This is a genomic window from Desulfurococcus sp., assembly GCA_026626905.1.
Taxonomy (GTDB): Archaea; Thermoproteota; Thermoprotei_A; order Sulfolobales; family Desulfurococcaceae; genus Desulfurococcus.
This window is the reverse complement of the sequence record JAPNUX010000003.1, coordinates 296768-317753: the sequence shown is the minus strand read 5'-3', so window position 1 is coordinate 317753 and position 20986 is coordinate 296768. Positions and strand designations below refer to the sequence as shown.

Genomic DNA, 20986 nt, shown 5'->3' with positions numbered 1-20986 from the left:
TGATCAAGTAGTCTCCTTGAGAAGCATGCCTATTCTCCTCACGCCTTCCTCTATGAGTTCCTTCTCAGCCATAGAGAAGTTAAGCCTGATAACATTTCTCCCCGATCCATCAGTGTAGAAGGATGCTGCTGGTACAACAGCTACATTGTATTTCTCAAGTAGCTGCTCAGCGAATGCAACACCATTAATATTACTCGGCAGCCAGAGCAGCACGAACATTCCTGCAATAGGTTTCGTGTGCTTTAATCCCGGTAAATGCTTCTCGATAGAGGATACCATTAGATCTCTTTTAGCCTTGTATTCGGCAATAGCCTTCTCTCTTATAGGCTTGTATAGCCTGTTCCTCAAGATATTTAAAACAATGTATTGTGAGATCACAGGTGGACACATCGTCATAGGCCCCAGCGCGTTGCGGGCTTTAACAACTATCTCCTGGGGTGCCTCAATCCATCCTACTCGAAGCCCTGTGCCGAATATCTTGCTGAATGAACCAATGTAGATGACGCGGTCTTCACTATCTAAGGCCTTCAGGGGCTTGATGCTTACTTGCTCGTACACTAAGTGGTTGTATGCTGCATCCTCTACCACTAGGAAGTCGTACTTGCTGGCTATCTCAAGCAGGTGCTTTCTTCTCTCCATGCTCATGGTGACTCCTGAAGGATTCTGGCCTGTGGGAATCGTGTAAACTAGCTTTAGCTTCTCACCTTCACTATAAAGCTTCTTAACTGTTTCCTCGAGATTCTCTGTGATAATACCCTCCTCATCGATAGGAGCACCTATTACTGTTACACCGTAGTGTCTCCAGACAAGGATTGTGTTCACATACGAAGGGTTTTCAACTACCACTATATCCCCTGGGTCTAGTAGTAGTCTTCCAAGCACGTCTATTGCCTGGCTCCCCCCGATGGTTACAACTATTCTCCCGGGCTCAGTGTTGATGCCTTCATGCTCCCTCATGAAAACAGTGATTTCTTCTTTCAGCTCTGGGAGGCCGTCTGCAGGTGAGTATATAACGCTCTTCTTCTCCTTGGCGAATAACTCTCTTGCCATCTCTCCGTATAGTTCACGAGGGATGACGTCCGGGTCGGGGTCGCCTGCAGCGAAACTTATTACTCTAGTAGTTCTCGATTTAGCAGCGATTTTCGCAACGACGTCTCTTATGGGGCTTGGTTCAATGAAGTTAATTCTACTACTAAGAAACTTATTGTAGTCGGGTTTCAAGAGGGGCACCCGATGTAACAACAAATGATCCAAGGAGTATAAAAATTAGGCCGCGCAACTGGGAGTGAGTATAGTGCTAGCCAAGGAGAGGAGTTTACATCCTGAAGCATGCGCTTACAGCTTGTTAAGATCTAGACAGCCTTGTCATAACGAGTATCCTGAGGTGGTTAGCACTTGTAGCGCAGAGGTCTGCTGTATCCTCTAATGCTTTATTCAAGCTGTGAACCAGTATAGCCATAGTTAATGGCTTAAATTTATCGCCTATTTCAAGTATTAAGCCGCGGTTTCTTACTTCAATGTCATCTGCTTTCTCCTCTAGTTGTATGACTTTTTCAATGAGGCTAAAAGCTTTCTCGTACTCGCCTTTAACGATCGCTTCGAAGGCATCGCTATAGGTTTCAACGGATTCAGCGACAACCTCACTTAACTCCAGGAGACCTCTTCTCAGCTCCCCTGGTATCTCAAGGAAGGGAAGTATTCGGAATTCTTTTGCTACATCTTTCATGTGGTCGCCTATTAAGTCAATACTTGATATGAATGATAAAAGCTCGCTTGCAAAGGAGGCTTCAAGTCTAAGGGATGAGATAGAGTATTCAAGCCAGCTTCTAAGTTTCTCTCCCTTCTCATCTAGTTTTACTAGCTCAGAGAAGACGCGCCTTGCATCTCCTAACTGGTAGTTATTGAGGAGTTTTACTCCCTCCTTGAATTTAGCCACGATCTCTGAGGTTAGCGACATGTACTCTTTGAGTTTTTCAATGACTTCATCTGGAAGTATATCCGTTAAGTTGATAGGCAATACTCCTCCCCCTGGAACAGTAAAACTTCACCTCAAGGCCTTCCGGATTTAAGCGTGAGGATCTTATCGGGTGTCGTAACAGTTATAGCAGCATACCTCCTCCTGTGGTAGAGCTTCACGCTTCTTATGTAGACGAGGTAGTCTGGGCTGGTGAGGGAGACCGGCCTATTTATCTTTTCAGCTATAACTCTCACTGCATCCATCGTGTGTGCTGGGAGTCTAGTTTCAAGCCAGTATAGTCTCCCATTAAGCGTGACTCGAAACGTTTTATCAGAGGGTATCCTACTCTCAGCCAGCTCCCCTGACTTCTCAGCTACTACTTCAACATAAGGGTCTGTCACGGCATCCACTGGAATTACCCTGTAAACCACAGGTATCTCGCCAGCAATACTCCTGAACTCCGAGACGAATTCATATGGGTCTTTAACTCTAAGCAGTATTACTGAGGAGCCCTTATCAACCATGATATGCTCGAGCCCAGCGCTCCTCAACTTGGAGAGTATAAGCCTAAAGTTTTCCAGGCCTGGCTCATGCGTGATTAGCAGGTTAAAGGCCATTCCAAGCACCTTTACTCGAAATTAAATAAATACACTAGAGAGGTAATAAAGAGGCAAGCACCAATTCCGTGTGGTCACCGGGAAGCATCTGCTCGAGCGTAAAGCTTAAAAACCCTTTTCAATGGTGCCAGCTGTCTTATAACCCTTCCATGCGGCATTTTCCTAGTGGGGTAACTCAATGGAGGCTACTTTGCCGCCTGCACTACCTCAAGTTCTCGAGGAGGCTCGCAACACTGTCCACGATACTGTTAATAGTATTGTAGAAGCCGTGAAGCTCTACAAGGAAACCCTTGATGACGGTGTGCTTGGATACTTTATGAAGCTCTTTAACAAATACCTGGAGTATATAGGCCCTCTACCCTACATCCCTGGCCTTGTAGAGAAGCTGGGTGAAGAAGTAGTATTAACACTATGGGATGTAGACTTCGACTACAAGGCTCTAGAAAGATTAATGATACTACTATACGAGGCCAAATCTAGCTTAGAGGATAAAGCCTCCTTGGAATCAATGGAATCAATGCTTAATGAGATAGCGGTATTACTCTCCTATCTAATGGCTAAGACTGGTGTCTCTCTAGCAAAGCTTGGAGGGTTTAGAGGCCTCCTCGGCTCTGATAGTAGGCAAGTTGATCCTTTATCAATGATAACAATAGCCCTAGTCTTTCTTATAATAGCTACTAATCCCTAGTATCATTGAGCCTGCGTTAGATGTTCATGGTGTTTAACCAGTGCCGACAAGCCTGTACTCTCGCCCAGCATGGAGTATTACAATCATCTCCTTTCTCATCTCTTCTAAAAGGATTCTCTCAGCACTAGCTAGCTTGTCGACCTCGCTTGCTTTAATAGGGAACTTCCTCTTAAACTCCTCATAGAATACGGGGTCAACTATTAGAGAGCCTACTCTAATTAGTTTCCCCTCCATAAGGAACTTTTCTAGTAGCTGACCCAGCTTACTCTGAGCTTCTGTAATCCACATGACTGGGGTCTCCATTACTGTGAAACCTTTGGCTTCATGCACCACGAGCTCTTTACGCTTACCTAGCTCTCTAGCGAAACTCTCTAGGCTTGCAACTCTGGATTCCACGTCTTTAATTCTAGCTTCAAGTTCTTTCAACCTGTTGATTAATTCATCTACCCGAGCAGCTAGAGAGTTAACCATGCCCTCTAAATCAACTGACGGGGAGCTTCCACTGGAGGCTGCCTGGGCTACAGCTTCGACCTTTTCACCTCCGCCTTCACTCTCACTCTTCTCTTTCCCCCCGCGATCCTCGGTAAAACTTGTTAGGGGAGTACTTCTTCTTGTATTGCTAGCTAGAAATGATCTTCCCTTTTCTGTTATACTGTACCCCTTGCCTATCCTCTCAACATACCCATTATACCTTAATCTCTCTAGTACATCCTTAGCTCTTACGATGTCAATGCCGAGTAATTCGGCTACATCTCTAACAGTTAGGCTGGGAGCTGCGGCTAATAGTTCTAATACTCTAATAGTATATGATCTCGCTTGCAACAATTACTACCCTGAAGATTATTGGTAACGGGATCCCTTAATAACAGTATCTTAGCCTAGAATAATCTTCTAGATTTTTTAAGGTATATATGTCTAATGTTAGATGAGCCTAACAGGTGATTACTGCATGTCAGGTATATTCGATCCAGATACAGAAGCAGAGTTAAAGAAGATACTGGGATCACTCTCTAAGAAACTAGTAGATGTACTAGTAGTCTCTAAGAGTAGTGGAGAGCACAGCCATGAACACCACGAACGCGATTCAGAAGATGAACATCACCACCATGATGAATGCCCTACATGTGAGGAAGCGAAGCTACTAGCTAGCGAGCTAGCAAGGATTAGCGAGGGTAAACTAGTATTCGAGATTCTCTACCATGATGACGAGAAAGTTAAGTTCTTCAAGCCAAGGTATCTTCCAGCATTCATCTACGATACTCCTAAACGGAATATACGGTATTACGGCTTGCCCAGCGGTCAGGAGTTTGCTCCCTTTATATTCATTCACGAATACCTATCCAATGGCGTTAAGCTCTCAAAGAAAGTTGTCGAAGAGCTTGAAGGCATAGATACATCTCTACACGTTAAGATATTCGTGACACCTGAATGCCCCTACTGCCCGCTAGTCGTCGACTTCTTCAACCAGGCTGGAATAGTTAACAGTGAGATAATTGTTGAGACCATTGAAGCTCTCGAGAACCCAATAGAAGCAGACATGTATGGCGTCCAGTATGTGCCCTATGTTGCAATAAATGACCCACGCGACTACGAGAAGTATGGTGCTAAACCCGTAGAGGTTATACCCGGCTACATGCAACCAGAGGATAACGTGAAGATTCTGAAGAAAGCTGCCAGGAAACTCAAGTCAGGCAGATAGGTGGAGCTAGTGGATACTAGACGCATAGAAGAATACCTTGAAGTAATCTACGTGCTCTCACTCAATGGGAGGCCTAGGGTTAGAGAGATAGCTAGAAGACTCTGCATTAAACCTAGTAGCGTTGTAGAGTTCCTTAAGAAGCTAGCAAGTGAAGGGTATATAGTCTACGAGAAAGGCGGTAAAATAACGCTAACAGAGAAGGGGCTTGAAATTGCTCAAAACGTGTACAGGAAGCACCAGATACTAGTCGAGTTCCTCGAGAGCCTAGGGGTCCCGCAGAATATAGCTGAGGAAGATGCATGTAAGATAGAGCATTTCCTCCACTCTGAAACCGTTAAGAAAATCCGCGAGTTTTTAGCATCCCAGAGGAGTCAATTCAGCCGGCAATCCTATGCCAGAAGATACTCGTCATAATTTTCAAGTAAAATCCTCTCTAAGTTAGACCTGCATAAAATATTAAAAGCACTGAAGCTTAACTTCATAGAGTGGGAGCCGATGACCTGCCCCTTCTAGACGAGCTGTGAAGCAATGATTTATTCACGGACCGGGGGAGGCTCGAATTACACTACAGTATATTGAAGAGCGTCTCGGTAACGTATTACTTTGTTAATACTCCTGAACACCCTATTTAAACGAATTCTCAGGGAATAAACTCGATGGGGTAAATTTGAAGAAGACTGAGGATATTAGTTTAAGAGTAGTCGGGTTCGAGGAACTATTAGTTTTAAAATACATAGGCTTACTCGAGGAGTTGAAAGCTCTCGAGATACGCGTGGAATCCAGCAAGCTAGACGAAGAAGATAAGAATAAACTGAAATCTATAATTCGAATGATTGAGGAGGCAATCCTCCAGGAACTAGAAGAGTGGGCGAGCATACCGGGAGGGCAGGTAGCTCGCTCAGGCGAGGCTCCAGCGTAGGGTATTCAAGGTTATAAGCTTATAAATCCCTAATAGGAATTCCATGACTCCGATAACTAGAGGTGCTGGAAGAAAGAATGTACAATGATGATTGGGGTCTAGATACCGCTAGAGAGCTATGGGGGTTAAACCACGAGATTAGGGGCGAAGTAATAACAGTCGATAGTGATGGATACCTTATCATAAACCTCAACGGCTACTCCATAAGAGTAAAAGATCTGGTTGAAGAGAGAGGCTTCGATGTAGCGTACATAAGGATACTCCCATTGATAGAGAAAGCCATGGAGAAAGTCTATGAAACCTTCAAGGAGCTCTCCAAGGTATACGGCTTCAAAGGAGTACTCCAGCCAGTATACCCTATGAAAGTTAACCCCATAGACCTAGTTGTTGAAGCTATATGGAGGTATGGAGAGAAGTATAAGTGGGGGTTTAATACCGGCTCGCTTGGAGAAGTAAAAACTCTTCTTAAGTACGCTGGGGAATCAAGCAGAGTGCTAATATATGATGGTGTTCTCTCGAGTCAGGTCATTGATATCCTGCTGAAATTCAGGGATAAGAAGTGGAAGGTTATAGTTGACGTGGAGGGTGAGCACGACCTTAATATTGTATCAGGGTACCCGGAGCTAGAGATCGGCTTAAGAGTAAAACCTCTCACAAAACCCGGCGGTAAGTGGGCTCACTCAGCAGGGCTTGAAGGGAAATTCGGGTTCTCGGTGAGTACTCTAGCAAAACTTAGAGATGAATACAAGTGGATTGAGGAGCGAGCTACCCTTCTCCACATGCATCCAGGCTCCCAGATCTACAAGTGGAGTGACATGGAGGCCTTTCTAAACGAAGTCTACGATATATACAAGAAGCTACGTTCAAGCGGCTTCAACAACTTAAAGATTGTTGATCCAGGTGGTGGCTTAGCATACCCATACATAGATACAGGGCGTGGGACACCTGAATCCCCGAACTACACTCTAAGAGACTACCTTGGTCATATAGTGAAAGTCTTCAGCGAGCTCGAGGATCACCCTGTAATAGTGTATGAAGGTGGCAGGTATATCGTGGCGTCTCACAGGATTGTTGTTTCGAAAGTAGTTGATATCCGCCCCTACACGAGTGATCAATACCATGCCAGCTCTAATCAATTAGATGAAAAGCTTGCTCACATAGAGAGTATTAGCGACTTAAAGAAGCTTATTAGAGATATCAGAACTCATGTTCGTAGAGGCTTCTCGGAGCCCCGTAAACTCGAGGAGAGAGAACTGCTTGAGGAGCTTGTCACCAGACTACACGATGATATAGCCTCCAAGCTACGGGAGATAGTGGAGAAAAAACCTGCTTTAGTAGAGGAGATCTTGAATGATCCAGTCATATATAGGTTTGCTACATCTCCATCTAAGAGGTATATATTAAACTTCTCAGTGTTCGCGGATATACCAGACACAGTCATTGTAAACCAGTACTTCCAAGTAGTTCCTCTTCAGAGACTTGATGAAAGACCTGATGTCCTAGCTACGCTGGGAGACCTTACATGTGACAGCATGGGTGAAATAGGCGAGTATATAAGCGATGTGAAAACACCGATTAAAGCAGGCCAGTGGTTTACACGCGTTGACTCCAGGCTTATCATGGTTCCAGGTAGAAGACTGAAGCTTGGAGGTGTGCCTTTACATCTACCAGTAAAAGACGAGAACTACTACATTGCCTTTCTAGACACCGGGGCCTACCAGGACCCGCTTGCCATGAAACACAACCTCATATATGGTGCACCAGAGATAGTTATAGATACCACGAGTAAAGGAGTAGAGGTTAAAATCATAGAGAAAAAAGGCGACTACCTCTAAACTCAGGGTGCTCAGATATTCTCCACGGGATTATACCTGAATAATTCTTCATGTATTAAACGCTTCTATGATTCTCTTCTATAGCAAAATCAGTATATGCAAGATGCAGGGCTGTACATCAGGTGTGAAAGACAGTTATGTGTTCAGCGTCACCTTGATACTATGAGGATCCTATAGATATCCGCTAGGTTCTCGAATACATCGCTGATTTCCTCGAGGTCATCTATTATAGGTGGCAGCATTATGCACTGGGGTCCTAGGGTTTTAACGCAAGATGCATATATCTTCTCAATAGCTTTAAGTCTGAGCTCGTCTATCTCCTCCTCTAGTTGTTCTATCTCATTCGATAGAGATAGTATTCTGCTAGGATCCCCGGTATACGTTGAATAGCCTAGCAGGTCGATAAGTTTGCGTGACGCTTCAATACTCTTCAATACTATCCCCTCTATTAACCTTAGGAGCTCTCCGTCTATTCTCACGCCAGATCCTAGGACTATCAGTATCCTCTTACCTGCAGCTTTAGCGAAACCGAGTGCATCATCTAGTAAAAGTGTAAATTCTAAAATTACCTCTCTATCACCAGGATGGAGGTAGGATGCTTTAAGCTCGCTCATCACGCTTCTTTTAAGTTCATCGCCATGCTTCTCTACTACATCCAGCTCACTGTAAAGTTTCGAGACGGCATCGTAGCCTGATGGTAGCTCCTTGATCATCTCGTGTAGTTTTAAAATCCCGCTTTCAACTATTCTTGCGAGTTCCTTGATATCTGTGAGGATCTGCTCGAGATGTCTCCCTAGAGGCAGACTCACTAAAACCACCACTCCTAGAGTTAACGGGATTTCAGATTTAAAATACACCTATAAAAATCCTGCGTACACCATGCTAATTCTATTAGCCTAGGATTTAGCCACAGGGTTTATAATATCGTTTAAAGAATTGATCTCTGATAAGGTGGTGTAATTGAGTGACATGGAGTATGATAGCATTTACGATATACGCTTCCTGTTTAAGCGCGGAATAACACTAACACCACCACTGCTCAAGACACTTAATGCTGTAATAGCGTTGAAGAAGGCTACAGCTGATGATGTAGCCAAGTATACTGGGAGAGCTAGAACCATAGAATCACGGTACCTTTCAAGATTGAATAAGATAGGTATAGTTGCAAGAGTCAAGGAGGGAAGGAAAGTCTACTACATGGAACCGGTCTACGGGGTCAAAGAGGCATTACAGAAGTACGGGGAAAACATGATCATAGAGCAACTAGCACACCAGATAAGCCTGCCAGCTGATATTGTGAGATTTATAATCAACTTACTTGAGAGAAGGAAGGCTATCTAATTCTACTTAAGGTTAAGCTGAATGGAAATAGTCTCCATGGATTCCTTCCTAAATGATAGGGTTATTGATGAAACCTCACCGTTAGTTCTCCTTAAACCTTCTGCAAGCGCTTCTACAAGTCTTGTAAGTAACAGGGTTCTGGATATAGATCCCTCCTTGCTTACAAACTTCTCGATAACCTCCAAATCCTCCTCGTTAACTCTAAGTGATATCATTTTTTTCCTCGGCTTCAATGGTATCTCTATGACATCACCGCTAACTACCATGGGGTCGCTGACATTGCTGCGTATTCTTGATACTACCATCTCAAGCACCGAAATTGTATGCCACATGAGATCATTTAGTCACCAGAATTAATAAACTGATCCTGTGTATTTTAAGATGTAATCTCAGGATAGATTTAAATGAAACAAGCATTAGTATGACTATATACAAATTCAGCTATGTAAAAAATAATAAAGTATCCATGTTTAAAGTCCCACCAGGCTAATATGGATAATTAGCATGTTTTTAAGCCTGAGATAGCTTATGTATTATGGGTGCTTGTGAAGAGTGTCGTTGAGGAGGCTTGTGCTCGACGTATTATATCCTGTAAGAGGGGTCTCTATAATAGAGCTAGCTAAAGCTATCACAGAGCTACCAGGTGTTGATGTAGTTAATATAACTGTTAAGGAGGTTGATGTAGACACACAGAACATTCTGGTTGTAGTTGAAGGCAACAATATAGGTTTCGATGATGTAAAGGAGACTATAGAGAGGTCGGGTGGAGTTATACACAGCGTGGATCAAGTAGTTGCTGGGAAACACGCTTCTAAGTCTCTAGGACGCTTAATTGAATTAGAGTGAGAGCGTTGACTCCCAATATTATAGAACTCCTCGACGGCTTCTCGAGGCAGTCGAGGCTTCTTATTACCGGCTCAGAGAAGCTGATTCTAAAAGAGTATAATAGTAGAGTCGGGTTAGTCAAGTGGTTTATGGTGAATGTCTCCTCCACACCCATAAAGCCGTATCCATATACTCTAAGCTCTATTAGCCGTATGGAGAGAGAAGTCAGCTTCTTTAAAGCCAGCACTCAGGGTTTTAAGAAGCCTAGGATACATGTCGTCGACTACATAGGGGTTAGAGTGATTAGAGATTACATTGAAGGAGAGAAGATAAGCTACGAGTCGAGTGCCGAGGTCTACGAGCAGTATGGTAGGAACCTGGGCATGCTGCACTGCTCCGGCTGGGCTCTAGGTGATACTAAGCTATCTAACTTTGTATACAATAGTAGCGGAGTGTACGTGATAGATGCAGAACAGGCTATTAAGACCAATAGAATAGAACACTATGCATGGGATATAGCTGTATTCGCATCTACTTTCAGCATTGGCTGTTATAGTACCTGCATATTGAATGAGGAGGAATACACAGGGAAGATAAAGTCCTTTATCGAAGGATACCTTGAAACCCCCTGTAGTATCCCATGTGAAGTAGTCGGCATACTTAAAGATAGAGCTGAGATCCTCCTCCTAATACCCTTCCCGTTAAACTTCTTCTTCCTTAAAACCTTAAAGACTATCCAGAAGCATACGTAAGATGGAGGGAAATACGCTGCACACTACGTAAATTAATGGTGTTGAGTATGAGCTTTAAGATTCTTCTGGCAGGCGACACCCATATACCTGATAGAGCTGATAGGATTAGAGAGGTTGTTTTAAGAAGAATTGAGCCCGAGAAACCCTTCAACTACGTGTTGTTTACTGGCGACTTAACATCAAAGGATATTCTAGAATGGCTTAGAACCCTAGGCTCCGAGATACGTGTTGTTAGAGGCAACATGGACTACCTGCCGTTGCCTCGAAGACAGGTACTAGAGATAGAGAATTTAAAGATAGGTATTGTTCACGGTGACGGCGTTTACCCGAGAGGTGATGCTGCAGGCTTAGCTAGAATATCCCGTGAACTCGGCACGAGTATTCTGGCATCAGGACACACCCACAGCCCGTTTATAAAGACTGATCCAAGCAGGGAGATACTGCTTCTGAATCCAGGTTCTCTTACAGGGGTATGGGGTGGTGGAGGGGGTTCCATGAAGCCATCCTTCATGATACTGACAGTTGAATCCGGAAGGTTGATGATAGAGCTCTACGTTCTCGAGGATAATGTAGTGAAGTCTAGGAGGTATATGGCTGTAAACAGAAATAATAGCTGGAATATCACTCAGCTGGAAGAATAATAATATTCCTCCATGGTAGAGTTAACTCGACCTCCATGCCGACCTCGATGTTCGCAGTATTGGGGAAGTAGGCTAGTAATGGTAGCCTGCCCACTTTAATTCTAGCTTCAACTCTATCCCCGAGGAACATGGCGAAGTCTACTACACCTTTAATAGTTGTATCGTCGGGGAGGGCTCTACCACCTAGACTTATGATCTCTGGGCGTATGATTATAGAGACCTTCCTGGGCAGCTTCTCGAATGGTGTTACACCGCGCACTATTATATCAGCATCCTCTAATCTAGCCTCTACTCTATCCTTCTCCTGAGAGATTAATTCACCCGGGTAGATGCTGCTTCTACCGAGGAAGTCTGCCACAAATAGGTTTTTAGGCTTGAAGTACAGTTCCCTAGGCGAGCCCACCTGCATGACTCTACCTTTATTCATCACAGCCATTCGGTCGCTGAGGCTCATGGCCTCCACCTGATCATGTGTTACGTATATTGTTGTCAGCTTGAGACTTCTCTGGAGCCTCTTCAACTCCTCCCTCATCTCTATTCTCAGCTTGGCGTCAAGGTTGCTTAACGGCTCATCCAGCAGGAGCACTCTTGGCTTTACTACTAGTGCTCTAGCTAAGGCTACTCTCTGCTGCTGCCCGCCTGAAAGCTGTAGTGGATATCTATTTTCCATCCCGGAGAGCTTTACTAATTCTAGGGATTCTTTCACCATTCTTCTTATATCTTCATCTGTTAAGCCTAGTTCCTTCTTCCTGAGCTTCAACCCGTAGGCTACGTTCTCGAAAACAGTCATGTGAGGCCATAGAGCGTAATTCTGGAATACCATAGCTGTATTCCTCTTATATGGTTTCAGGAAGGTTACATCCTCGTCGTCAAAGTATACTCTACCTTTATCAGGGGTTTCAAAGCCTGCTATGATTCTTAGAGTAGTTGTTTTACCGCAGCCTGAGGGACCCAGTATAGTGAAGAACTCGCCGCTTTCAATATCAATGTTAACGTCGTCGGCTGCGACAACTGTACCGTAATATTTGGAAACTCCTTCTAATCTAACCCTCGTCAACCCGGGCACCTCCTTACACTCCTATGAAGGCATACCTCTGCTTAAATACGTGGACAACTATGAGTACTACTGTCAACTGTATTATTATGAGGAGAGTACCCATTGCTGCAACAAGCATCGGGCCCTGCCCTGCTCCACCGCTGATAGTGCTAGCCATGTAGTATGTTAGCGGTGCATACCTGTCGTTTATTCCACCGTAGGTGACGCTTGTTGAAACCTCTGTAGCCATGTATATGAAGCCTATTAGTGCACCGCTGAGTATGTATCCTATAATGAATGGGAGTACTACGCCGAAAACTACTCTAATTCTCGATGCACCGAGATTCATGGCTGCCTCCTCAAGATTCTCGTGTACCTGCTGGAAGCCTGCGAAAACCGACCTAACCACGTATGGAAGTCTTCTCACGCTGAAAGCTATAATGAATAGTAGCCATGTTGCAAACCCCGGCCCCGGCATTAATACGTTAGCCCATGGCGTTATACTCGAGAGCATGTTAGCTAGTATTGTGAAGAAGTAGAAGTATCCTATGGCTAACACAAGGCCGGGTATAGCTAGAGGTGAGGTTGCAAGAGCATCAAGAGTGTTCGCAAGCCACTTGATCTTAAGCCTGCTCACACTGTAGCCGACTGCCGTCGCCAGGAATACAGCTATCACTACTGAGACGCCAGCGTAGATTAACGTGTTGGTGATGTAGTAGGATATATTGGGGTCTGAGAGAACCTTACTTATATACACGAACATGCCGGAGAGGCTTCCAGGCATGGATAACTCGATGCCAGTTGCTGTTGGATAAGGCTTCATGATATTCAAGGATATAAGTATCACACCAAGCTGCGGGATCATTGCGAGTACAACTATCGGGAAGACTAGCAGGTATATGGCAAGTAAGCCGAGGACACCTGGACGTCTTATTCGCGGATTAAATCTTCCACCTCTACTGATCATAGCATAGCTTCTCATGCTCACATAATTTCTGATAGCCAGGAATGAGAGTATTGTTAGCAGTAGTAGGACTACTCCTAGAGCAGCTGTCTCCGGTGATATAATGCTTGTAGCACTTCCACTCCTGAGGTTATTATATATCCTGTAGCTTATTAGATCTCTAAAGTTGAATATTATTGGGGCACCGAGATCCTCTAAGCTGAAAACGAAAACCAGTATTGAGCCGGCTGCTATACCCGGTAGTGCTAGAGGTAGAGTAATGCTTCTGAAAAGCTTAAAGCCTCTGGCGCCAAGGTTCTCAGCTTGCTCCTCGGTAGACGGATCCACGTTGATGAAGCTATTGTAGGCGTTTAAGTAAACTATCGGGAAGAACGTTAAGGTTTGAGCAAGGATTACTCCAACAAGATCCCCGATGATCAGCTTGTAGCCGTATATAGTGTTTAGCAGATTTGATATAGGTCCATCCTGACCCCAGATGATTCTAACAACATATGCGTTTATGAATGGAGTGTTAAAGAGCGGAATGATCGCCATTACCCTCAGTAGAGAATGCCCTGGAAACTTGTAGCGGGCTAGAACAAAGGCTACTACAACCCCGAGAATTGTTGCAAGAACTGTTACAATTGACGCCACCAGAATGCTGTTAACTATTGGACCATAGTTAGCACCCCTCAATATTAGAAGCCTAGTTCCATCTGGAAGCACTCTAATAGAATACCAGCTTGAATCAAGCGGGTTGAGATTCACGTAGCTACGCGTTCTTAGAACATTATAGAAGTTACTCCACCATTCGCCACCTGTAGGTGGCACAAAAGAGTTCACTAAAACCAGTAGTATAGGCACGATCATGAAGACCGTGAGATACGCGAAGCCGAAGATCATGAAAAACCACATGGTTGCATCCAGCTGGCTTAACACATTTCTGAATCTACGCGAAAACGGTATTGCTCCACCACTCTGCAAGCTTCTAGCAATCTTAGCTCTCCTTAAGAGATCCCTGAAGTAGCCTGCAACTACTATGCCTAGAAACGGGGATAGCGCAACAGTAAAGGAGAGGAGGTATCCATAAGCGTTTATCAATAATACTATGAAGACGTACATCAGGGATATTATTGCGAGAAAACCCATACCGAAACTATACTTCACTGCATCGTAATCGTAGAATCCTCTAAGCACCATTAAGGCTCCTACAAGCAGCGCTACACAGATCAGAATGTAATTAGCGAGTACCGACTCGTTAAGCCCCATGAAGTTGTTTACTAGTAGTGATACAACTAGAAGCAGAGTACTAACTGATAGCAGTAAGGTATTCTGTCTCAGCATGCCAAGCACCTAAGAGACTTAAATCTATGAGTGTTTAAGCGTTTATAAAATTTAAGCCTATGAACGTAAAAAAGCTTGGGGGATCAAGTGCTTTAACTAGACGGCACTGGTTGCCCAGAGATCGCGTTATTCAACAAGTCTAATGCCTTAAGGTATCTATCTCTAGCTAGGTTCTCCCATTGGGTCATTAGAGACTGGTAGATCCTTTGATCATTTAAATAGTTATTTATGAATATAGCGTATTCTACTGTAAAGGTGACCTTACTATTAGTGACTGGGTCTGTGAATTCAAGAGGCTTCGAGATATACCTGGTTAGGTAGTCAAACCATTCTCTACTTATCTTATTTTCCAGGTATGCATTAGCTATCTTAGCCCACACCGCTTGTAGATCCCTGTGGGGGTTTACGAGTGTCGCCTTAAAGTAGTATACTATTGCGTTAACCCATTCAGCTGATAGAGTTTCATTGAAGATTATTCCCTGGAATCCTATAGCTTCCTCGAGAGCCTTCTTTAAGTCGCTTCTTTCAGCTCCCTGCTTTGTTTCAAAAGTCTTGGGGTTGACTGGAAGCCTATTGATATCCTTGTTAAGCCAGACCTGCTGTCCTCCATTCTCGTTTAGAACCCATGCTACAAAAGCTATAGCGTGCACGAGGTGTCTTGTTGTGTTGACTATCGCTATCGGGTCACTATTAATTATGGTTTCATTCTTCGGGGCTATATACTTGCAGTCAGGATTAACCTGCTGCGCCATATACCCGTAGAAGTCTATTGTTGTGCCTACTGCTACATCACCTCTTATAACTGCATCACGGGCATCACTACTACTCTGGTATATTATCGCGTTAGCAGCTAGCAATGTAAGAATCCTCCAGCCTTCATCCCAACCCTTAGCTTGCAGTATTATCTCGAATATCCTGGTGTTGCTAGTACTCATTGTTGGATCAGCTGTGGAAACTAACGGTATATCGGGGAGATATCTAGCGTATTCTGGTCTAGCTAGATCCTCCCACTTCTCAGGCATTGGTAGCTGATACTGTGTTAATCTAAGAGTATTAACTGTGAAGCCGAAGCTGCTTACACTTGCACCAATCCAGTGAATCATCCCGTTTCTGTCAACCTTATACGTCTCCATGCCGCCTATTCTCGCAGGAATCTTATTTAACTCGTACATTATCGCCTGGAACACTGGTTTCGAGGAATCTATTGGTAGAAGGAACCCGCTGTCATCAAGGTTGTTGAAGAGAGTGGGGCCTCCTCCCCATGCTACATCTATTGGCTTCCCGATTTTCTCAGCGTTAATTATGTAGTTCACCCATTCTTCAGCTGGAGCATATATGAACTGAATGTTAGTGATTCCCAGTTCTTTCGCTACAGGAGAGTCAAGGAAGAGCTTTCGAGTCTCGGTTTGAATGGACTGCTCATGCCTAGTTAATACTATCAGCGTTACACCTCTCTCACTCGTCATAGACTTTAATTGATCAAGCCACGGGAACTCCGGGTATGTTGGCTGGCTTGTAGTTGGACTCGTAGCAGGTGTTGTCTGTGGGCTTGTTGTTGTTTCAGTGGTTGTTGGTGAGGGTGTTGTAGTTGTAGTTAATGTTGGTGTTGGAGAAGGAGACGGTGAAGGAGTAGTAGTCGGTGAAGACGGCGGAGTAGTAGTTGGAGAAGGAGACGATGTTGGAGAAGGCTGCATCCCAGGGGAAAGTCTTCCTAGGAGAATAACTACTGCTATCCCAGCTGCAACAGCAACTAATATTAGGGCTAGTAGTGTTAATCCCTCTATTTTAGCTAGCATTCTACTCATTTTATAACACCTGCTACCAACCACATTTAGGATAATATTTATTGCAATTACACAGCTTTATATGTGTTCCCTGCCGAGGAACCAGTACAGGTAAATTAGAAGATGAGGAGAAAAACAATTACTTAAGATTTATTGCTGGGTTTATTTCTTCTTGAATACCATTCCAACCGCTAAGCCAACTACTAACGCTATAATAGCTGCTATCGCTGTAGTGGTGAGATCAGGCTGTGTAACTGTTGCTGTCGATAGCACAGTGGTCGGTGATGGCACGGTAGCCGTTTTCTCAACAGTACTCGTGACAGTAGCTGTTTGAGTAACCGTGTTGGTGGTTGTGCTTACCACAGTCATAGTAGCTGTTTGAGTGAGAGTCTGCGTCTCTGTGACTGTCTGAGTAACTGTTACCGGCGGAACGTATAGGAATCCGCCTTTCAACCCGTAGACTACAGCTAGCTTTCCTGCAGAGGCGTCATAGCTTGACAGCATCTTGTACTGGATGGAGGCTGTGGGTGCAACCAGATCTACAACTTTATGCTGAACGTTTGCTAGCAGAGCAACCGGGTCTCCGCCTCCTAGAGTCCACTCACCGGGGTCTCCGGCCTGAACCGCCCTTATCTTCATTTCACCGTATCCATCATAGCTTGCCATGAACACGTAGAAGACCCAGTTCTCAATGTTTCCTGTGTCAGCCAGGAGGCTTTTACTTATCTTGAACTCTATTATGTTTTGATCAGGATAAGCGTAGGTATCGAAGAGAGTCTTATTGTTGTACTGGTCAGCTACCAGCACGTTATCAGCTCTGTAGAGTGCTGAAACCTCGCCATCTGGGAATGGGGTGTTACCCCAGCCGGGTACTGCTACTGCAACGTAATTCCAGCCTGGATTCAAGCTGACGTACAAGCCCATTGTTGAAGTATTAACCGGGAGAGATTTATCTGTCGTCAGCATGTATACCTGAATGTGCTGGAGGATCCAGCCGTTAGGCCCACCCCATGGGTTACCGCCGAGATTTCTAACCTGTACTTGGAGGTATATGAAGGCTTCATCCTGCAGGACCTTGAAGTCTACTATATCGAATACACCAGGCGCGAACACTGGGTTCGTCGGGTACTTTAAGTTTCCATTACCCTTATCATCACCCACAGGGTCGGGTGCCTCAAATACCGTGCTAGCTAGGTAGCTCGGCTGGAGCACTAGTTTAATCCACCACTTGAAGAGGTTTTCAACGAATCTAGGCCCATCGAGGTCAACACCATAGTATGATGAAGCCCATGCCGGCTCGTAGTCACCGTAGAGGCTTTCAGAGGCAACGGTTATAACAACGTTCTTATCCTTCCAGTACTCGGCTGCGTAACCAATGAAGTCGAATAAGCCGGCGCCCTGCCCGTACATGATCGGGTTATACACGTATGGTGGTGGCGGGTTATTATCACCTATGTAGGCTTTATGGAACCATGCTATCCTAATCAATCCTGGGAAGGTTTCATTAACAGGGTTATGGTAGACTCCGTTCTCGTCAACCCATATAACTGCTCCAGGCCCATGCATTAATATTGGCTTAGTGACGCCTTGATCTAGTATCCAGGTGTACAGCTCAGGGATGTTGTCCGGCTCCACGAAGGCCAGCATCCTGTAGTATGCTTTTGCGACAGTCGGGTAGGTGACACCCTTGTAAGTGTAGTTCTGGTCTTCACTAGAGTATACTGATGCCTGCTCAAGCCTTAGCTTAGCTCCAATATACTCTAGTAGCTTGTTAACTGCATCTATGGTTGCAGGTCCTCCACCATAATCACTGTCACCAGCAATATATAGTACCTTCCTACCCGTGTTCAACCAGCTACTTATGGCTTCAAGCTCATCTGGTGCGAATGCTACCCTGGGTTGCCCAATTAATAGTATGTCTACACCGCTTAACATGTCGCTAGTTATAGTGGTATTAATAATCTTCCAGTTGACAAATGTAATGTTACCCATAATATAGTTCAGGTACTTATCGCTTTCACCATGAGCTAAGTCAACCGCGACTGTAACCTTCACAAGCGGCTGGCTTTCAGCAGCTGCAGCTACTAGCGAGCTTAGTGGTAGAAGTAGTAGGAGTAGTATAGGGAGTACTACGATATACCTATTCATAGTTTACACCCATACTATATAAATATTGAAGAGGGGAGCGGTTAAAAACCTTATGGTTTAAAATAAACTCTATCATAGGATAATACGAAAGAAGAAAAATAGTATTCAACATCTATAATATAACTCTACCTAGCCCTCCACAAGGCTAGAACTACTGCTATAACAGCGAGTAGAAGCGCTACTGCAATTATCATTTCCTGCGTGATACCTATACCCTGTGATGGAGTCTCAGGTTTAGACTCCACTGGCGTGGATGTCGGAGATGGGAAGGGAGATGATATAGTGGTCTGCGTGGGTGTTGGCGAGGGAGTTGGAGATTCAACAGTCTGTGGGCTTGTTGTTGTTTCAGTGGTGGTTGGTGTGGGTGTGGTTGTTGGTGAGGGTGTAGTTGTTGTGGGTGTTGGAGTGGGAGTTGGAGTAGGTGTTGGTGAAGGTGTTGTAGTTGTAGTTAATGTTGGTGAAGGCAGTGGAGTCGTAGTAGGAGATGGAGAAGGAGACGGTGTTGGAGTTACTGGTGCTTCAAACGTGATGTTGAATGAGTAGCTAGCGGTGTTGCCGGCGTTATCGGATACTTCTACTATAAGTGGGAGGGTTGATGTTGTATTAGAAGTAGCCTTAACAGATACTATTAGGCTCACGCTATTGAACTGCTCTGTGTAGGTTGAGGGAGTCATAGTGTAAGTGTTATCCATGGGCATAGTACTATATGCTATTACTGTGTCACCTAACCGCACTTTCAGGGTATACGGGTTCAAGCCCCACGAGTCATCACGTATATCAATGTATATTGTAGTAGTCTTGTTAACTTTTGGCTTCTCTGGAACAATCTTTCTAAGTGTTACCTCAGGGGGGTTCTGGTCTATCATGCTGTATATAGCGAAGCTCACACTACCCTTGAATGGAAGGTTTAAGTCAAGTAGTATGAAGAGTCTTCCAGCTATAATCTTGTAGTCTAATACTTCAATCGAAGCTCCATTGGATTCACCGAGCTTCTTGAAGCCTATAGTACTGCCATTCCACGGGAGGCTCCAGAGGAGGCGTCCTGTGAAGTTGATCCAGGAGAGATTGTTGTTCTCGAATCTAAACACGTATGCGCCCTTTGAGTATATAACATTCATGAAGGTGAAGGTGAGATTACTCCACCCTAAGTTATTATTTACTGGGTATATGCCTATTGGAATGCTATTTAATGCTAGTGCTCTAGTAGAGTTCTTGAATCCAGTGAAGGTTGGAGGCTTTAACGGGAACTCTAGTTGCCCTGTCTCCAGGTTGAACTCCATAAGGCTTAATCCGTCGTATGATGCTGATCCATGAGCACTTGTGGTAAACGTGAGGAGTAGTGTTGTAGTGTTTGTTCTAGTACTAACATACTTAGTGAAGAAATCCCTGTGCGTGTGGCCTGATAGAACCATGGTGACGTTATAGTCTTCCAGGAGCTTCAGGAAGTATCTGAGTGCAGTCATATTAGCAGACCAGTAGCGGCTTACCGGAGTAGAGGGTCCTCCCGGTACGTAGGGTTTCAATACCTCTGTGTCATTATACCATGTGTACAGTTCACCCTGATAGTAGAAGGGTGGGTGGTGAACTAGTATCATCTTGTATGGTATACTCTTATACTCCTGGAGTACTTTCTCAGCGAAAACCAGGCTCTCCCATGGTGGATAGCCCTGCTCAAGCGACCAGAGTCCTATGATAAGTAGCTTACCTGCTATCACTCTATACCATTCAGTTGGGCCTAGATACTTAGTATATGGTGTGCCGCCAGCAGTGTAATCATGGTTGCCGGCTATGCCTAGTATTGGTATGTTGTAGGTATACGAGTACCTGTATGCTGACACCATCATGTACTCGTTGGTTGCAGCATTATCAGCTTGATCACCAAGCCATAGTATGAAGAACGGGGAGAGCAAGTTATCTATTGTGAGGGCTGCGAAGCGGTTTATATCTCCCGTGAATGAATCCGGCTGTCCTGTAATAAAGTGTAGATCAGTGTTCTCAACGAATCTAAGAGTACTGGGCCATGACTTGACAACCCATATAGACCTCGGAACCACGTGTTCTCCTGTATCAGCTACTAGTACTAGATCATATAAGCCTTCTTCAGCTTCAGGTGGGATAGCTATAGAGTATAATCCAGGCTCGATGCTAGTAATGCTTAGAGTATAATTGTATACTGTGAGGCTACCGCCTTCAGGCTTCACAGTCCACATATAAGCTGAATTAATGTTCAGCGAGCTGAATTCCTCTCTCAACTTAATTGTGTAGCTGTCTCCTGGAGCAACTATTGCTGGAACTATAGGCCCTATGTTAGCTGTGATGATCTCGCCTATCCCGCTAGTAATCGATGGAAGAGTTGATGTATCTGCTGCTTGTGGAATCACTGTATACGAGTATAGTGGTAGGAGTAGTACGAGAATGACTATAATACTAGCCTTCTTCACATACCTCACCTGTTAA

20 protein-coding genes are annotated in these 20986 nt (G+C 44.5%); 9 read left to right on the top strand and 11 right to left on the bottom strand.

What is annotated here, in order from left to right; all coding sequences use genetic code 11:
- Positions 1–3: 3 nt before the first annotated feature.
- From OWQ48_03670 to OWQ48_03660, 3 genes are all read right to left on the bottom strand, one after another.
- Positions 4–1230 (bottom strand): PLP-dependent aminotransferase family protein, encoded by a 1227-nt coding sequence (locus tag OWQ48_03670; protein MCY0868314.1) that lies wholly within the window; start codon positions 1228–1230, stop codon positions 4–6.
- A 115-nt stretch (positions 1231–1345) separates the two neighbouring features.
- Positions 1346–2017, bottom strand: a complete 672-nt coding sequence (locus OWQ48_03665) for a DUF47 family protein (protein ID MCY0868313.1) — start codon at positions 2015–2017, stop codon at positions 1346–1348.
- A 32-nt stretch (positions 2018–2049) separates the two neighbouring features.
- Positions 2050–2574 (bottom strand): THUMP domain-containing protein, encoded by a 525-nt coding sequence (locus OWQ48_03660; GenBank protein ID MCY0868312.1) that lies wholly within the window; start codon positions 2572–2574, stop codon positions 2050–2052.
- A gap of 190 nt (positions 2575–2764) precedes the next feature.
- Between OWQ48_03660 and OWQ48_03655 the strand changes: the two genes are divergently transcribed.
- Positions 2765–3262: a hypothetical protein gene (locus OWQ48_03655; protein MCY0868311.1), complete on the top strand. Its 498-nt coding sequence runs from the start codon at positions 2765–2767 to the stop codon at positions 3260–3262.
- 33 nt (positions 3263–3295) lie between these two features.
- Here the strand turns inward: OWQ48_03655 and OWQ48_03650 are convergent, their stop codons facing one another.
- A complete protein-coding gene (locus OWQ48_03650; GenBank protein ID MCY0868310.1) occupies positions 3296–4084 on the bottom strand; it encodes an Mn-dependent transcriptional regulator in 789 nt (262 codons plus the stop codon).
- Between the two features lie 127 nt (positions 4085–4211).
- Between OWQ48_03650 and OWQ48_03645 the strand changes: the two genes are divergently transcribed.
- The 4 genes from OWQ48_03645 (at position 4212) to OWQ48_03630 (ending at position 7715) form a co-directional block, all read left to right on the top strand.
- Positions 4212–4961, top strand: coding sequence for a thioredoxin family protein (locus OWQ48_03645; protein ID MCY0868309.1), 750 nt, complete (start codon positions 4212–4214; stop codon positions 4959–4961).
- 9 nt (positions 4962–4970) lie between these two features.
- Positions 4971–5375 carry a metal-dependent transcriptional regulator gene (locus OWQ48_03640; protein MCY0868308.1) on the top strand — a complete coding sequence of 135 codons (405 nt, stop codon included), beginning with the start codon at positions 4971–4973 and terminating at the stop codon, positions 5373–5375.
- Between the two features lie 253 nt (positions 5376–5628).
- Positions 5629–5880, top strand: a complete 252-nt coding sequence (locus OWQ48_03635) for a hypothetical protein (protein MCY0868307.1) — start codon at positions 5629–5631, stop codon at positions 5878–5880.
- 62 nt (positions 5881–5942) lie between these two features.
- Positions 5943–7715 carry a decarboxylase gene (locus tag OWQ48_03630; protein MCY0868306.1) on the top strand — a complete coding sequence of 591 codons (1773 nt, stop codon included), beginning with the start codon at positions 5943–5945 and terminating at the stop codon, positions 7713–7715.
- Between the two features lie 149 nt (positions 7716–7864).
- Here the strand turns inward: OWQ48_03630 and OWQ48_03625 are convergent, their stop codons facing one another.
- Positions 7865–8524: a DUF47 family protein gene (locus OWQ48_03625; protein MCY0868305.1), complete on the bottom strand. Its 660-nt coding sequence runs from the start codon at positions 8522–8524 to the stop codon at positions 7865–7867.
- Between the two features lie 151 nt (positions 8525–8675).
- On the opposite strand from OWQ48_03625, the gene OWQ48_03620 reads away from it, so the two are divergent.
- Positions 8676–9056: a transcriptional regulator gene (locus tag OWQ48_03620; protein MCY0868304.1), complete on the top strand. Its 381-nt coding sequence runs from the start codon at positions 8676–8678 to the stop codon at positions 9054–9056.
- Positions 9057–9058: 2 nt separating this feature from the next.
- Here the strand turns inward: OWQ48_03620 and OWQ48_03615 are convergent, their stop codons facing one another.
- On the bottom strand, positions 9059–9361 hold the full coding sequence (locus OWQ48_03615) for a hypothetical protein (protein MCY0868303.1): 303 nt from the start codon (positions 9359–9361) through the stop codon (positions 9059–9061).
- A gap of 247 nt (positions 9362–9608) precedes the next feature.
- Between OWQ48_03615 and OWQ48_03610 the strand changes: the two genes are divergently transcribed.
- The 3 genes from OWQ48_03610 to OWQ48_03600 are packed head-to-tail and all read left to right on the top strand — an operon-like array spanning position 9609 to position 11274.
- Positions 9609–9902: a DUF211 domain-containing protein gene (locus OWQ48_03610; GenBank protein MCY0868302.1), complete on the top strand. Its 294-nt coding sequence runs from the start codon at positions 9609–9611 to the stop codon at positions 9900–9902.
- Entirely contained in the window at positions 9899–10633 is a 735-nt protein-coding gene (locus OWQ48_03605; GenBank protein ID MCY0868301.1) for a serine/threonine protein kinase, read from the top strand. The genes OWQ48_03610 and OWQ48_03605 overlap by 4 nt, the downstream gene beginning before the upstream one ends.
- 47 nt (positions 10634–10680) lie before the next feature.
- Positions 10681–11274 (top strand): YfcE family phosphodiesterase, encoded by a 594-nt coding sequence (locus OWQ48_03600; GenBank protein ID MCY0868300.1) that lies wholly within the window; start codon positions 10681–10683, stop codon positions 11272–11274.
- Here the strand turns inward: OWQ48_03600 and OWQ48_03595 are convergent.
- The 5 genes from OWQ48_03595 to OWQ48_03575 all read right to left on the bottom strand — a co-directional run bounded on the left by OWQ48_03595 (position 11255) and on the right by OWQ48_03575 (position 20970).
- Entirely contained in the window at positions 11255–12331 is a 1077-nt protein-coding gene (locus tag OWQ48_03595; protein ID MCY0868299.1) for an ABC transporter ATP-binding protein, read from the bottom strand. The genes OWQ48_03600 and OWQ48_03595 overlap by 20 nt on opposite strands.
- Before the next feature lie 13 nt (positions 12332–12344).
- Positions 12345–14597: an iron ABC transporter permease gene (locus tag OWQ48_03590; protein ID MCY0868298.1), complete on the bottom strand. Its 2253-nt coding sequence runs from the start codon at positions 14595–14597 to the stop codon at positions 12345–12347.
- 92 nt (positions 14598–14689) lie between these two features.
- A complete protein-coding gene (locus tag OWQ48_03585) occupies positions 14690–16402 on the bottom strand; it encodes an ABC transporter substrate-binding protein (protein ID MCY0868297.1) in 1713 nt (570 codons plus the stop codon).
- 141 nt (positions 16403–16543) lie between these two features.
- Complete coding sequence (locus tag OWQ48_03580; protein MCY0868296.1) at positions 16544–18529, bottom strand: hypothetical protein; 1986 nt, start codon at positions 18527–18529, stop codon at positions 16544–16546.
- Positions 18530–18654: 125 nt separating this feature from the next.
- Positions 18655–20970: a metallophosphoesterase gene (locus OWQ48_03575; protein MCY0868295.1), complete on the bottom strand. Its 2316-nt coding sequence runs from the start codon at positions 20968–20970 to the stop codon at positions 18655–18657.
- Positions 20971–20986: the final 16 nt, after the last annotated feature.